The organism is Sphingobacterium sp. UDSM-2020, from assembly GCF_016132525.1.
GTDB lineage: Bacteria > Bacteroidota > Bacteroidia > Sphingobacteriales > Sphingobacteriaceae > Sphingobacterium > Sphingobacterium anhuiense.
In genome coordinates this window covers 4,909,939-4,925,928 of sequence record NZ_CP066166.1, presented here as the reverse complement: position 1 = coordinate 4,925,928, position 15,990 = coordinate 4,909,939, and the positions used below count along the sequence as shown (strand labels likewise).

Annotated in this window: 12 protein-coding genes; 11 read left to right on the top strand and 1 reads right to left on the bottom strand. The window is 34.8% G+C overall.

Going from position 1 to position 15,990, the window contains the following annotated elements; translation table 11 throughout:
* The first annotated feature begins 7 nt into the window (after positions 1 to 7).
* A complete protein-coding gene (locus JAZ75_RS20790; RefSeq protein ID WP_208698154.1) occupies positions 8 to 1,423 on the top strand; it encodes a Gfo/Idh/MocA family oxidoreductase in 1,416 nt (471 codons plus the stop codon).
* A gap of 155 nt (positions 1,424 to 1,578) precedes the next feature.
* Here the strand turns inward: JAZ75_RS20790 and JAZ75_RS20785 are convergent, their stop codons facing one another.
* Positions 1,579 to 2,253 (bottom strand): epimerase, encoded by a 675-nt coding sequence (locus tag JAZ75_RS20785; RefSeq protein ID WP_232789286.1) that lies wholly within the window; start codon positions 2,251 to 2,253, stop codon positions 1,579 to 1,581.
* Positions 2,254 to 2,645: 392 nt separating this feature from the next.
* Here JAZ75_RS20785 and JAZ75_RS20780 point away from each other — a divergent pair, with 392 nt between their 5' ends.
* The 10 genes from JAZ75_RS20780 to JAZ75_RS20735 all read left to right on the top strand — a co-directional run bounded on the left by JAZ75_RS20780 (position 2,646) and on the right by JAZ75_RS20735 (position 15,922).
* On the top strand, positions 2,646 to 3,488 hold the full coding sequence (locus tag JAZ75_RS20780; protein WP_208698152.1) for a universal stress protein: 843 nt from the start codon (positions 2,646 to 2,648) through the stop codon (positions 3,486 to 3,488).
* Positions 3,489 to 3,566: 78 nt separating this feature from the next.
* The gene (locus JAZ75_RS20775) at positions 3,567 to 3,941 is read left to right on the top strand and encodes a DUF1304 domain-containing protein (protein ID WP_232789285.1); all 375 of its coding nucleotides are present in this window, start codon (positions 3,567 to 3,569) and stop codon (positions 3,939 to 3,941) included.
* A gap of 93 nt (positions 3,942 to 4,034) precedes the next feature.
* Positions 4,035 to 4,457 (top strand): hypothetical protein, encoded by a 423-nt coding sequence (locus JAZ75_RS20770; RefSeq protein WP_208698150.1) that lies wholly within the window; start codon positions 4,035 to 4,037, stop codon positions 4,455 to 4,457.
* Between the two features lie 179 nt (positions 4,458 to 4,636).
* Positions 4,637 to 7,765 (top strand): SusC/RagA family TonB-linked outer membrane protein, encoded by a 3,129-nt coding sequence (locus JAZ75_RS20765; RefSeq protein WP_208698148.1) that lies wholly within the window; start codon positions 4,637 to 4,639, stop codon positions 7,763 to 7,765.
* Positions 7,766 to 7,775: 10 nt separating this feature from the next.
* On the top strand, positions 7,776 to 9,230 hold the full coding sequence (locus JAZ75_RS20760; RefSeq protein ID WP_208698146.1) for a RagB/SusD family nutrient uptake outer membrane protein: 1,455 nt from the start codon (positions 7,776 to 7,778) through the stop codon (positions 9,228 to 9,230).
* Between the two features lie 11 nt (positions 9,231 to 9,241).
* Positions 9,242 to 10,465: a hypothetical protein gene (locus JAZ75_RS20755; protein WP_208698144.1), complete on the top strand. Its 1,224-nt coding sequence runs from the start codon at positions 9,242 to 9,244 to the stop codon at positions 10,463 to 10,465.
* 263 nt (positions 10,466 to 10,728) lie between these two features.
* Entirely contained in the window at positions 10,729 to 11,880 is a 1,152-nt protein-coding gene (locus JAZ75_RS20750) for a Pycsar system effector family protein (protein ID WP_208698142.1), read from the top strand.
* Positions 11,881 to 11,883: 3 nt separating this feature from the next.
* Positions 11,884 to 13,941 carry a polyphosphate kinase 1 gene (ppk1, locus tag JAZ75_RS20745; protein WP_208698140.1) on the top strand — a complete coding sequence of 686 codons (2,058 nt, stop codon included), beginning with the start codon at positions 11,884 to 11,886 and terminating at the stop codon, positions 13,939 to 13,941.
* The gene (locus JAZ75_RS20740; protein WP_208698131.1) at positions 13,934 to 14,809 is read left to right on the top strand and encodes an SdiA-regulated domain-containing protein; all 876 of its coding nucleotides are present in this window, start codon (positions 13,934 to 13,936) and stop codon (positions 14,807 to 14,809) included. Before ppk1 ends, JAZ75_RS20740 begins: the two co-directional genes overlap by 8 nt.
* A 3-nt stretch (positions 14,810 to 14,812) precedes the next feature.
* Complete coding sequence (locus JAZ75_RS20735) at positions 14,813 to 15,922, top strand: metallophosphoesterase (protein WP_208698129.1); 1,110 nt, start codon at positions 14,813 to 14,815, stop codon at positions 15,920 to 15,922.
* Positions 15,923 to 15,990: the final 68 nt, after the last annotated feature.

The window sequence follows — 15,990 nt, the reverse complement described above, 5'->3', positions numbered from 1 at the left end:
TAAAAGTATGAATCATTATTTATCGCGTAGAAGTTTTATGAAAAAATCTGCGTTAGCGGGTGGAGCTGTATTAATGGCAAATAGTGTATTTGGAAACATTAATTTGGCGAAGCCTAATGAACGTGTTAATTTAGCTTGCGTAGGTTTGGGAAACAGAGCTGGAGAAATCATCAAATCGTTATATAAGACCGGTTTATGTAATATTGTTGCCCTTTGCGATGTTGATCTGGGCGCTAAACATACACAGGAGATTCTTTCGATGTTTCCTGATGTACCCCGATTTAAGGATTTCAGAATTATGTTTGATAAAATGTCTAATCAGATTGATGCTGTAAGTATTGGAACACCTGATTTTTCCCATTTCGCGGTTACAATGTTAGCTTTAGATCTTGGGAAGCATGTCTACGTAGAAAAACCTATGGCAAGAACTTTTCTGGAAGTTGAATTGATGACAAATAAAGCAAAGAAATCCCCCAAGCTAGTCACGCAGATGGGTAATCAGGGACATTCGGAAGCTAATTATTTTCAATTTAAAGCATGGAAAGATGCTGGAATTATTAAGGATGTGACGCGTATTGATGCACACATGAATATGCCTCGTAGATGGCATGGTTGGGATGTGCATATGAAAAGGTTTCCAGCTGCTACAGCTGTTCCTCAGACATTGGATTGGGATCTGTGGCAGATGCAGACTATGGGGCATGACTATAATAAAGATTTCGTCAATGGGCAATGGCGATGCTGGTATGATTTTGGCATGGGCGCACTTGGTGATTGGGGAGCACATATATTGGATACTGCTCATGAATTTCTTAATCTGGGTTTACCTACTGAAATTACAGCCGTTAATCTGGAAGGACATAATTCATATTTCTTTCCGATGTCTTCTACACTTAAGTTTCATTTTCCAAAAAGAAGGAGAATGCCTGCAGTAGATATTAATTGGTACGATGGATTGAACAATCTTCCTCCGATACCTGAAGGTTATGGTGTTTCAGGATTAGATCCAAATATTCCTGCACCAAGTACAGGGAAGCTTGAACCAGCAAAATTGAACCCAGGTAAAATTATCTATAGTAAAGATCTTCTATTTAAAGGCGGTTCACATGGAAGTACGTTACAAATCATTCCAGAATCTAAAGCGCAAGAACTGCAGTCAAAGTTACCTGTGGTACCAAATTCGCCATCAGACCATTTTGCTAATTTCTTAAAGGGATGTAAAGGTGAAGAAAAAACAAGATCGCCGTTTGAAATAGCCGGGCCATTGAGTCAAGTTTTTTGTTTAGGTGTTATTGCACAGCGTTTAAATACAAAGCTTATTTTTGATTCTGAAAAGAACGAAATTGTCAATGACATTTTTGCTAATGCTTTATTGGCCGGCCCTCCACCTGCAAAAGGGTGGGAGGAGTATTATCGCATGTAGCCTTAGTTTGAAAGATAGTTGTTGTCGAATAATACCAATAGAGCAATCGCAAATTGCTCTATTGGATTATAGGGGATAAATATGTAAAATAATTATGTGGTGCATATTTAGTGAATAATATTTTTTAATAGAAACTAAGGGAAATTGGATTCTCCTTATTTATTATTAGCAAGAATTGCGATATCCTTAACTTCTATAGTATGTGATGGATATCCGTTAACAGTAATATTTATCATCGCTTTGACTACCTCTTGTAACGTTAAAAAATAGTTTTTATTGAATGCTCTCAATAATGGAAAAATAGCGTTAATTACTCTGTAAAATCCTTTTACATTTTTAGCCCCTTTATTGGGTTTCATAAATGCTGGTCTGAAATTGTAAACAGATTTAAAAGGAAGTTTCAAAAGATCATTTTCTGTTTTTCCTTTTACTCTTGCCCACATTTGTTTCCCTTTTTCACTGCTATCCGTACCCGCTCCAGATATGTAGCAAAATATGCTATTGGGATTGACCTCAGCAAAGGTTTTTGCAAAACCTAAGGTTAGATCATAAGTAATCTTGGTAAATTGATCTTCATTTATGCCTAAAGATGAAATTCCGGCACAGAAAAAACATGCGTCATATTCTTTTAATTGATCAGAAATAACGGAGATAGTACTAAAGTCGCTGTGCAGGATTTCCTTAATTTTCCCTCCCGAATATCCACAAGGTTTTCTACCAATGACAAGAATACTTTGAACTTTATCATCAGCAATGCATTCCTGTAGGACACCTTCTCCGACCATTCCACTTGCGCCGGTGATGATCACTTTAATTTTGGAATTAGTCATTTTGTAGTGGTTTCGTTTATTGAGTGTACGTATAGTTTTGAATTCATTTATGATCGTTCATTAATGATTTAATGAGATGTCGAACATGCTCTTTTCTGATTTGAAAGTATATTCCCTAAATTTTTATCAGGACCAATATTAATCCATTGATCTTGCTCATAGATTAGTTCATTACTAATTTAATGAAAATTAGTATGATAATCAATGAAAGCCAGTACTCGATTCGATGATTTATTTTAATATAATCGTTGTCATTTTTACTGTGTTATATTGTTTAGGTTCATTATACAGGCATAATTGTTGTGTGGATATTTAATGTGGAAAATATTGATTTGTTGGTCAATTATTTTCTAGTAAAATGAATATGTAGCTATCAATTAAATGATTTGATTATGAAGTCTATTCTTATTCTCACCGATTTTTCTTCCGCTACAGAGCAAACAATAGGTTATATCAAAGAAAATGGATTACAGCTTGGTATACAACGGATATTGATTTATCATTCATTTGGCCCCCAAGGTATTGACACATTGGTGCCTGATGGGATTAAAATTCCTATTTTAGGTGATGAACATCAATTATTTGAAAATTCAATTGCCAGACTTCAAAAATTACGCAATGAATTATTAGAAGTATTGCAAGATGTCGAGATCGATGTTCTGATTGACTCTAAACCTGTTGTTGAGGCTGTTCATGAAATCGTACAGGAGAAGAATATTGATCTTGTCGTATTAGGTATAAATGGAAGTGATGATGGGGGTAAAAACAGTGTTGGAAAAATACCTGCCCATTTAATGAAAAACCATAGTTTAGATCTTCTGCTTGTTCCTTCAAACTTGAAATCATATCGTATGGATAATGTAATGCTGGCTTGCGACCTAAAAAATATTGTTCAAATTCTTCCTGATAAGAAGCTAAAAGAGTTTGTACGTGATCTAAACGCACATCTTTTTGTAGTCAATGTTGGTGAGGAAAATGATATGGATGCGGTATCTTTAGTACAGGAGCAGACCGTTTTACATGAGCTTATCGATGATCTCAATCCTGAGTTTCACTATTTAAAAAGTAAAGATACCGTGCCGGTTTTACTACAATTTGCACAGTCTAAACAAGTTGGACTCATTGTTGCAGTACCTCTTAAAAGAGGTTTTTTAGAAAATTTATTTCATAAAAGCGAAACAAAAAAGTTAACATTAAATACCAGTATTCCATTATTACTGATGCATAAAAGGTAAGTGTTAATTTCTTACTAAATATTATTGATAAACCTCTTATTAAAAAATATTGATTAAATTCATTTTTATATTACTTACATGGAAGGAATTATTGGAATTATAGCAAAAATTGTGATTGGTATTGTTGCTGTAGAACATCTTTATATTCTATGGTTAGAGATGTTTGCATGGGAAACCAAGGGTAAGGAAACATTTAGATCTTTACCTAAACACTTATTTAAGGATACCAAAGCTCTAGCCGCAAATCAAGGCCTCTACAACGGTTTCTTATCTGCCGGTCTTTTTTGGTCGCTTTTAATAGGAGACTCTTTATGGCAACATAATATAGCTTTGTTTTTTCTAAGTTGTGTTTTTATAGCGGGTATTTATGGGGCTGCAACAGCAGAAAAAGGTATTTTTTTTAAGCAAGCATTACCAGCTTTGATTGGAATTATACTTCTATTATTAAGTTAGAAAAGTTTTATAATTAACTGTTATATATTTTGTTGTATTTATTTGTGTGAATATTCACTTTAGTATTTGATATTTATTTTTAATAGATAATCTTTGTTTTGGATATTTATAAAAGCTATTTTTGCCCAAATTGACTTTCAACAAAGAATGAATCTAGGACGAATTTTTATTATGACAATGACTATGGTCTTTCTAATGAAACCGTTTGTTCCTACGCTTTTTTATTTGGCGAATGTCGACTATATCAAGGAGTATTTTTGTGTGAACAAAGATAAACCGATGTTGCATTGTGATGGTACTTGTTTTTTGGCTAAGAAAATCGCAGAATCCAAGAAAAAGGAACAATCTGATCGCCTTCCGGTTGATAATGCAATGGTTCAAGTTGATTGGATCAAAGAAATTCAACATTGTTTCTTAAGTCCTATTATACAAAAATCTAGTAAAGTTGCTTATATCCCAGTTTATTATCATAAAATATATCTAGGAAATCCTTTTCGTCCTCCCCAGTTTACATAAAATATTTTGTTTCTGAATTGAAGTTTTAGAGAACTTCACATCAGTATCCTATGGCTACAGGCCTTATTTTACATCAGTTTTAACAATTGGATGGTTCCGATTATGAAGTTTTTTGTTGCATTATATGACCTATAATGTAAGCGACTGTCATGTGAGCCAAACAAGTATTTTATGTCATTATGCCACTATCTAAAAGTCCTATGGGACTAGGTTATGTGCTCGGCTTGATCATTACATTGCAATTGATCAATAGTCGAACGCTATTTGCAGGAGTATATCCAGACCAGATTTTATTTAAACAGATTACGATTACTGGGGCCGTTGAGGATGCTAAGGGTAAGCCAATTGCTCATGTGACTGTAGTCGAGGCGGGAACAGTTAATCGCACTCAAACGAACCAGTACGGTCAATTTTCATTAAAAACTAATAATAATACTGCCACATTGCAATTTTCTGCAGTTGGTTTTAAAAATAAGCTTATCCAAGTTAATGCAGGGCATAAAGTCTTGGTTACGCTAGAAGAGGAGTCGAGTATTATTGATGAAGTTGTGGTGACTGCATACGGCAGTGCCAATAAGCGTAATTTCACGGGCTCGTTACAGGAGATAAAAGCGGATAACTTAACGAAAACATCAGCGGCAAGTTTTGAGAATTCATTGCAGGGAAATGTGACAGGCCTTCATGTTTATACTACCGGTCAACCTGGTGGTAAGTCGAGTGTTCAGATTAGGGGGATGGGTTCGATTAATGGAATTAGAGAACCTCTTTATGTATTGGATGGAGTTGTTATGAACAGTGATAACAATTCAAAAATAGGAGGTAACGGTGCCGTTAATCAAATTAATCCACTGACATCTATCAATTCAAATGATATTGAAAGTATTACTGTTTTGAAAGATGCGGCCGCTGCTTCTCTGTATGGTTCAAGAGCTGCAAATGGTGTTATCTTAATCACAACAAAAAAAGGACGTAAGGGGGAAACTATTCTCAGTGTACTTTCGCAAGGCGGAATACTTTCTAATCTAACTAAAGAGAAGACTATTTCAAATCAGGACTTTAAACAGCTTTGGCAAGTTGGTCAGGTGAATCAATATATTCAAAATAATGAAGGATCGGATTATACCCGTATTTATAACGATTCACAGTTGTTACAACATTATCAATCTTTGGCTCAAAAAGATTATTCTTCCGTTTATGGTCATGATGATGCGAATTCAAACTGGTTAGATGCCATTTACAGAACAGGAACTACACAACAGTATTCTATTGCAGCAAGTGGTGGGAATGAGTCGACTCTTTTTTACGCATCGGGTGAATATCTAAAACAAAATGGTACGATTATCAAATCTGACCTCGAACGAAAATCCGGTAGGTTGAATATGGAGAATAGGGCTAAATCATGGTTAAACTTAGGAGCAAATTTATCTGTCGCTCAATCAGACCGTAATAGCGGACAGTATGATTCAGAATACGTTGGCGGATTAAATCCTTTATTTATGGCTAGGGTCTTGCCGCAGGCAGCTCCTATATATGATAAAAACGGTTATCAGGGAATAGCAGACCTACCAAATCTCATTGAAAAAAATGCTAACCCTATCGGAGTGATTGAAGTGGGGAAATATGAAAATAAAGATTTGCGGTTAAGGGGGGCAGCCTTTGCAGAATTAGTATTACCTTATTCAATTAAATTTAAATCAACTTTAGGTATTGATCATCAAAGTCTGGAAGAGACTTTATATGATAATAAAGTATTTGGAGCTGGAGGAGGACAATGGAATGGGGCGCTTTATGTTGCTCAGGGACAGCGCTCTCAATTAATGACTTCTAATATATTGTCTTATCAAAATAGGATAAATAAGCATTCTTTTGATATTCTTGCTGGATTTGAGGCAGAGGAATCCAAAATGAAGTCCATTAATAATTCAGGATATGATATTTTGGATAATGAATTATTGTCTTCGAGCAGTATTGGAACATTGTGGTCATGGAATGGTCAATCGGATAACTATGCTTTGATTTCTTATTTCAGTCGTTTGAATTATAATTTATCCAATAAATATTTTATTTCTGGAAGTATACGAAGTGATGGCTCATCGCGATTTGGAAAAGATTCTCGTTGGGGTAATTTTTGGTCGATTTCGGGAGCATGGTTAATCTCTGATGAGAATTTTATTAATCATAATAAAATTAATCTTTTAAAACTTAGAGGAAGTATGGGGACTAACGGAAATCTGCCGCCAGCTTCTTATGCTTCTTTAGGTTTTTTCACGACGGCAGGTAAGGCTTATGCTTCGGAATCGGGATTGTCTTATGGACAGTTAGCTAATCCGAATTTATCTTGGGAGCTAAGTAAAAATATTGATCTGGGTTTAGATGCGCGATTGTTTAATACTTTAGATATTACATTAGATTATTTTAATAAAAAAACGAGCAATTTATTGTTAAATATACCAGTTTCTTCAACTACAGGATTCACTAGCCAATTGCAAAATTATGGCGAAATGAAGAATTGGGGTTGGGAATTTAGTATGAAATACAGAGTAATTGACCATAAGGACTTGAAGTGGGATACACGTATTAATGGGACCATCCTCCATAATGAAATTACTAAGTTACCATCTGATCTTATTCCGACCTATAGTTCATCCAACGGTCAAAATCCCCTTATTACTAAAGTTGGCGAAAGCTTAAATTCATTTTATCTAAGAGATTATGCTGGAGTAAACCATGAAAATGGTTTGGCAAGCTACCATGTTCTTAAAGATGGAAGAAGAACAGGCGAGCTGACGACAAATGCAGAGGAGGCCGGATTTGGAATTTTCGGAAACGCTGTACAAAAGGTTCAAGGAGGTTTTTTAAATCAATTTAATTTCAAAAAATTTAGTCTTGATGTATTGTTAAATTATGGAATTGGAGGCAAAGCTTATGATTGGACTGCATTTAAACGTGATGATGATGGTTTTTTACCACAGTTTACAAGCACAAAAGCTCAATTGAACCCTTGGACCCCACTTAATCCAGATTCAAAAGTACCGATACGCATTAATGGTAATAATACTTTTTCAAATGATGTGTCTACCAGACATCTATATAATGCCGATTATTTAAAGGTTAGAAATATACGGTTGAGCTATCATTTGGATAAATTTAGGTTTTTGCAAGGTGCTACCTGTTTTATTCAAGGCGATAATCTGCTTTTATGGACAAAATTAGACGATTTTGATCCTGAAGCAATTACTAATGGAGTTAATTTATTTCAAACGCCAACTTCGAGAAGTGTTTTAATAGGCGTTCAATTCAAATTATAAGATATCTTACATGAGAAATAAATACTATATAAGTGGAGCTTTTATGCTGATTTTGACAATCTTTATGGGGTGTCAGAAGGACTTATTAAATCAAAAGCCGGATCATGTCATATCAGAGGAACTGGTGATCAATTCGGTAGACAAGTTAAAACGCTTGCTCGCGGGATCATATAATGAAATTTCAAATGGTAATTATTTGGGAAGAGTGCTATATAAGCGATCTGCCGTAAAAAGTGCAGATTTTAGATTCGTACAAACCATATACAATCCAAGAAATTATGAACAGATCGAATATCGTTATGAAGAAAGTGGTAATAACAACGGTAGTTCGTCCATATTATGGTTGCAATGTTATAAAGTAATCGGCAACCTCAATCTAATTTTGGCTAATATAGATCGTGCTATTGGTGATGATGCACTTCGTGCACAAATTAAAGCTGAATCTTTAGCATTACGTGGAATGGTCTATTTTGATCTTTCCAGAACATTTGCATATCCATGGATAAAGGATAAAGGAAAGTCACAGGGGATTCCATTAAAGCTTACACCAAATGAGGTGGTTATTGAAAGGGGAACCCTGGCACAGACATACAATCAGATCTTGATTGATTTACAGATGGCTGAAACTTTGCTAAAGGAGAGTGTTCCCGCAGCAGGGAGTTCCAAGTATATTACTAAAGTTGGAGTACAGGCGCTTATGGCAAGAGTATATTTGTATCAAGAGAATTGGCAGATGGCACTTCATTATGCTCAAAAAGTAATGGAAGTTATACCTGAAGAAAAACTGATGGGATTGACGAATTATGTTTTTTCAGATTATACTTCTGAATCAATATTTGAGCTAAGTGTCACAAATGATAACTCGCCGGGGAGTAATGGTTTAGGTGCTCAATTTGATTTTAGAGCAGGGGGACAGGGAGATATTTTAGCGACACAGACTTTTAGTGATTTACTGAAGGAATATGTTGCAGATCCACGTGCTAATCTACTATTGACTGATAAGGAAGGGACGAAGAATGCTTTTGTGAAATACATCAATAGAAGTGGTGGGTCTGGCTTAAGTATTCATAACATTCCTGTCATCAGGCTTTCAGAGATTGTGTTAATTGCTGCTGAGGCTTGTGCAAATGGGGCCACAGGAGGAGAAGAAGCTGCACTTCGTTATTTAAATATGTTGATTAAACGAAGAACTGGCGATTTTCAACGGGATAGGGCTACTGAAAGTGGTGTGGGGTTATTAAATAGAATTGCAAAGGAGAGACGGAAAGAATTAGCACTAGAGGGGCATGAAATCTATGATTTGATCAGAACTGGAACGGCTTTAGAAAGGAAGCTAACTGATCATATCAATACTGGACTTAATAGTAAAAATTTGAATATACCAGCTATATCTGTAAAAATGATCTATCCGATTCCGGCTAATGAAATTAGCGCTAGTGGAATGAAACAAACTATTGGTTACTAAAAGTTATTCTTATGAAAAATACAATTAAAATAATTGGATTGCTATATATGATACTATTGCTGTCTGCATGTGATAATAAGCTGAAAAAGGAAACTGATTTTCAGGAAATTCCATTTGAAGAAGGATCAAATGCTGTTCTGCCACATCTAACGTCTTATGCGGGGCAATTATATTTATCTTGGGTAGATACAGTATCTAACTCGAATCCTAGCTTACGGTACAGTAAGCTTCAAAACGGGAAATGGCAACCACAGGTACTACTAGCTTCTGGTAAAAACTGGTTTGTGAATTGGGCCGATTATCCTATGCTTGCTATGCATAAAGGGAAGATATTGAGTCATTATCTACAACTCTCAACCACAGGTAAGATGGCTTATGATATTAAATTTAATGTTTCTGATCATCAAGGATCTACTCATTATAAATTGTTGCACAGTGGCCATACGGCTACTGAACATGGATTTGTATCTATGATTCCTTATCGTGACAGTAGTTTTTTGATTACTTGGTTAGATGGTCGTAATATGGTTACTGATGCTCATGCTCATGGACATCATAGTGGAACAATGAGTGTAAGGGTTGCAGAAGTAACAGCTCAGGGTGAAATAAAAGATGAAACTATTGTTGATGACAGTGCATGTACTTGCTGTCAAACGACTACTAGTCTAACAGCAAATGGGCCGGTGGTACTGTATAGAGACTGTACTTCTGATAATATACGTGATATTGTTATTGTAAGAAAGGTGGGAAATGGGTGGACTAAACCGGTTCCTATTCATGCCGATAATTGGTTTATCCAGGGGTGTCCTGTAAATGGACCAAAATCAGCTGCTATTGGTAATACTTTAGCGGTTGCATGGTTTACTGCATCAGATGAAACTCCTCGTGTGCAACTGGTGTTTTCAGATAATGGTGGAGAGCATTTTATGGATCCTATATTGATCAGTAACAAGCGTGCACTTGGACGTGTTGATGTAGCCCTTGTTGATACTGACCAAGCGATAGTAAGCTGGATGCAAACTGAAGGTGATTTAACTTATCTATATGCGATGCTCGTTAATAAAGATGGTACAACTGGTCCGTTGAGAAAAGTTACACAACTTTCATCTAGTCGAAAGAGTGGTTTTCCTCAGATGGAGCTTGTAGGAGATCAGGTATATTTTGCATGGGTGGAATTACAAAATAATGATACGAAACTCAGAACGGTATCAAAACCTATAAATCAGTTTAAATAAGAGAAAGTGCTATATGTAACCTTAATTTATAAATAATGATAAAAAAAGCCGGATACAAAAATGTATTCGGCTTTTTTTGAAAAATGTAATATTATTATTTATCGTATCTTTTAGGATGATTATTTTCATCCATATCTGCCAAAAATAAATGATCTTTGTTTGGATGGATCTTAAGAAGATATTATTTAATTCTTATCTTTAAATAATAGTAATGTATATTGAATCAGTATTGATTACGATCAACCCAAACTAATTTATATTTTATGGACTACTCTCAATTGATAAAGGAAACGGCCGAATTTGTACATAAGTATATGGATGAACATGACCTTTCAAAATTCAGCTTCCATAATGATGCACATACGCAGGAGGTTGTGGATGCAGTTCAGAAAATGGCAAGTTATTATAATCTTGAAGAGCGCAAGACCGCAATTGTAACGTTATCAGCCTATTTTCATGATCTTGGTTATTGTGTTCATGGCAAAGATAGTCATGAAGAGAGGAGTGCGGCCATTGCTTCAGATTTCCTTCATTCAAAAGATGTTGATGATAGTTTTATTCAGTCTGTGTCTGGCTGTATACTAGCGACAAAATTACCGCAATCACCAAAGAATCTATTGGAAGAAATTGTTTGTGATGCTGATTTATTTCACTTAGGCAGCGATCGTTTTGATGCCCGCAATAAATTGATGCGTCAAGAAGCGAAAGCTTGTGGATATGTAGTGAGTAAAGATGAGTGGCGAAAAAATACGATTAAATTAATGGAAGCTCATCATTATCATACGGATTATGGTCGTAATTTACTAGAAAATAAAAAGCAGCAGAATATGACGGTTTTGAAACAAAAAGAAAATTCTGGAACTGCTGATCAAGAAAAAAAGAACGGGAGACCTGAAAGAGGGATTGAGACAATGTTTCGCATCACCTCGACTAATAATCAGCGTTTAAGTGATATGGCTGATAATAAATCCAATATCCTAATCACTGTTAATTCGATAATATTATCTGTTGTTATTGCTCTCCTATTACGTAAATTAGACAATAATGCTCATTTAATATTTCCTACATCAATTTTATTATTTACTAGTTTAGCAACTATGGTGATTGCTATTTTGGCAACGCGACCATCTGTTCCGGACGGAAAATACACCGATGAAGATTTGAAAAGTAAAAAAGTCAATTTGTTGTTTTTTGGTAACTTTTACAGAATGAATCTAGAGAGTTATAATAGCGGAATGAAACTTATGATGGAAGAGCGTGATTATCTGTATAGTACTTTAATAAAAGATGTCTATTCTCAGGGTGTTGTGTTGGGCAGAAAGTTCAAATTACTTCGATTAGCTTATAATATTTTTATGTACGGGTTGATTGTATCCGTATGTGCGTTTATTATTGTTGTATTGATTAATTCCTAATGTATGCTAAACATTGAAAGTGAAGAAGTGAGTACACGTCTCTATAATCGTGATTTGAGCTGGTTATCGTTTAATGAGCGTATTTTGAGAGAAGCAGGTAAAAAACAAGTTCCGCTATTAGAGAGAATTAATTTTTTAGCAATTTTCTCTTCAAATCTGGACGAATTTTATCGGGTTAGAATGCCCGTACTGCTTGCTTTGAAAAAGATTAAACATCAGGAAAACATAGATAATGACTCGCAAGACGTTAAAATTTACAAACAGGTAAAGTTATGCATAAAAAAACAGTTATCTCTTTTTGGAAGTATCTTGGTAAGTGAAATTATTCCTGCTTTAAAATCAGCTAACATTCATTTCATCTATAATGAAACAATCCCCGATACTATTGTTAACCAAACTAAAGATTATTTTTATGAACAGATTACATCATACTTAGAAATATCTATTATCGAAGATATCACTTTTTTTCCAAAAAACAATCAACTTTATTTTGTTTTTACTTTCAAAGAAGGGGAACTTGATAAGTTGGGAATGATTTCTATTCCGTCGGATCAAGTTCCCAGATTCTATTATGTTGCCACTGAAGATAAGAAGTATATTGTTTTTATTGACGATATTATTAGGCAAAACTTTCCAGATATTTTCAAAGATCACTTCATTACAGGTATGTATTCATTTAAGGTGACTCGTGATGCAGATTTGGAGTTAAATAATGAATTTGAAGGCTCGTTGCTTCTGAAAATTGAAAAGCAGATCAGAAAAAGAGATTTTGGGCTAGCGACACGTTTACTCTATCAGCCAGATCTTCCAGATGATCTTTTAAGTGCATTGATTAAGTTGTTTAAACTTCGCAAATCTAGTTGTATCAAAGGAGGTAACTATCATAATCTAAAAGATTTTTTTTCTTTTCCGATTGATAAAAAAGAGTGGAAATATAGACCTCAACCTCCAATACCTTATCGGTTTAAATCTTCATTTTTATCTTTGTTAGATGAAATTAGTGTTGAAGACATCCTCGTTAATACTCCCTACGAGTCTTATGATGTGGTGCTTAGATTTTTTAATGAGGCAGCGGTTCGTCGAGATGTGGAAGAAATATATATATCCATGTATCGGGTAGCTAGTGATTCTAAAATTCTACATGCAGTATTAAATGCAGTCAAAAATGGAAAAAAAGTAACTGTTTTCGTGGAATTAAAAGCGAGATTTGATGAGGAAAATAATATTTATTGGGCAAAGAAATTAAAAGCAGCAGGTGTAAATGTACTATATAGTATTCCAAATTTAAAAGTGCATGCTAAAATTGCTTTAGTAAAAACAAAACAAGGTAATGCCGTCCAGTTTTTTGGTTTACTTTCTACGGGCAATCTGAATGAAAAAACAGCCCATAGGTATGCTGATCATGTTTTATTGACTGCTCAGCAAGAAATCTTACAAGAAGTAATGGAGGTGTTTAATGTGTTAAAAAAAAGACGAGATCAAACTTCCTATTATAGTACCCATTTCAAGTATTTACTGGTGTCACAATATAATTTGGCAACAGGTTTTATGCAGCTCATCGATCAGGAAATTGCATCTGCAAAGATGGGATTGCCAGCATGGATCATTATTAAGGTCAATAATTTAGAAGAAAAGGGCATGATCCAAAAGTTGTATGAGGCAAGTCAAGCTGGAGTGGTAATTCAATTAATAGTCAGGAGTATCTGTCGTCTAATACCGGGTGTTGCCGGTCTAAGTGAAAATATTAGCCTTAGACGTATTGTAGATAGATACTTAGAACATAGTAGAGTTTTTATATTTAACAATAATGGTCAAGAACAGGTGTATTTAGGATCAGCAGACTGGATGCACCGTAATATATACAATAGGATAGAAGTTTGTTTTCCGATTGTTAATAGACGATTAAAAAAGGAGATTCAAACAATTATTGCTATACAATTGGAAGACGATACGTCTGCTGAAGTTCTGGATGAACATATGGATTCCATCGAAAGATCTGTTGATAAAGGTATTCGCGCCCAAGAGTGTATTTATGATTATTGTAAACAAATAAATGAGTAAGGAAATGAATGGTAGAAAATTATTATTGATATGTATGCCTATTGCTAGTCTATTTTTCTTGACAGCATGTGCACAAACTACTCAAGTTTATAGGAGCCCAAAGGGCTATGATTTCAATAAAGGAGAAAAATTATTTTTACCAGATGCTCTTCATGAACTATCTGGAATAGCATTTCCTGCAGAAAGCTCCAAACATATATTTGCAAACGAGGATGAAAATGGTCTGGTGTATTATTTTGCGCCAGGTGAACACCAGTACCAGCAGATCAAGTTTGCAAAGAAAGGTGACTACGAGGGACTTGCCATCAGTAATGGATATATTGTAGTGCTAGAAAGTAAAGGTACAGTCTATTCGTTTCCTTACAGTGATATACTTCAAAGGGAAGCTACAAATGTTAAAGTAGGAAAAGACCTGATTCCTAAAGCTGAATATGAATCACTAGCGGCCTCTCAATCAGACAGTTTATTGTATATTATATGTAAGAAATGTGCTGTTGATAAATCGTCTAGCAAAGTTACTGGTTATGTATTGGGACTTTCTAAAGAGGGTGATTTTTTCAAAAAAGGGGAATTTAAAATTGATGAGAAACAAATTGACTTAATTAGTAGTTTAAAAGGAAAACAGTTTCGGCCATCAGCTTTGACTAAAAACAAGCGGACAAACGAGTGGTATATTTTGTCCTCGATTAATAAAATGTTAGTTGTTGCAAATGACAAATGGGAGGTGGTTGGCGCATTTCCATTAGATCCGTCACTTTTTAATCAGCCTGAAGCTATTGCATTTGATGATTCGGGCAGTTTATATATTGGTAATGAGGGTGGAGATAAAGCAAATAAAGCAACATTATTAAAATTTAAATTGAATTAAAAGATGTTGAAATTTTTATGTGTTACACTTCTTTCATTTTTAATGACTGGGGTATTTGCACAAGATAGTGTAGTAAACCGAGTTATTTTTATTGGTGATGCCGGTGAGATTAATTTTAAACAGGAAACGATTATTCCACTTGCCGCCGCACTGGTTTTAAAAGGGAAGACAACTGTTATGTTTTTGGGGGATAATATCTACCCCAGTGGTATGGGGCTACCCGGTAGTAAGGAAGAATTGGAAACAGCATTGATCTTACGGTCACAGTATGAACCTATGCGAGCAGCTGATGCACCAGTATATTTTATACCCGGCAATCATGATTGGGATAAGATGGGGAAACAGGGACTAGCAAAGATCAGAGCTCAAGGAAATTTTCTGGATGCACAACAAGATTCACTTTTGCAATTAGTTCCTAAAAATGGCTGTCCTGATCCGGTAGAAATTCCTATTTCAGATCATCTGGTTATTATTGCATATGATAGTGAATGGTGGCTTTTTCCTCATGAAAAGATCGATACAAATATTAGATGTGGCTGTGATTCTGAAGTTAAAGTTATAGAAAAACTGAAGGAATTGGTTCATAAGAATAAAAATAAAACAATTTTGGTTGCTTCACATCATCCTTTTTATTCATACGGTGTTCATGCGGGTTACTATTCGTGGAAGGACCATATTTTTCCACTTACAATATTGAATAAAAATTTTTACCTTCCATTACCTGTAATTGGATCATTGTATCCATTAATGAGATCAACAGTGTTTTCAAATCCTGAAGATATGAATCATTCGGATTACAAACGTTTAAAACTACAAGTAAATGCGGTATTTGAGGGAGTTCCGAATTATGTTTACATATCTGGTCACGATCACGGCTTACAGTTTATAAAAAAAAGAGATCAATATCAAATTGTTAGCGGTTCTGGAGCAAAAAGCTCATCTATAAAAAGTAATAGTAACTTACTTTATAAAAATTCAATGCAGGGTTTTGTTACTGTGGATCTATTATTGGATAGAAGTACTCAGATTACTTATTATACTTACGATAATAAGGGTATTAAGGCAGATTATGCATACCGGATACCTTATAAAACAGAAATCACAAATAAATAACGAACTGAATCTACTCTGCATAACATTCCCATCTTAAATGTAATGGGTCGTGTTAGTAATTTAATTTT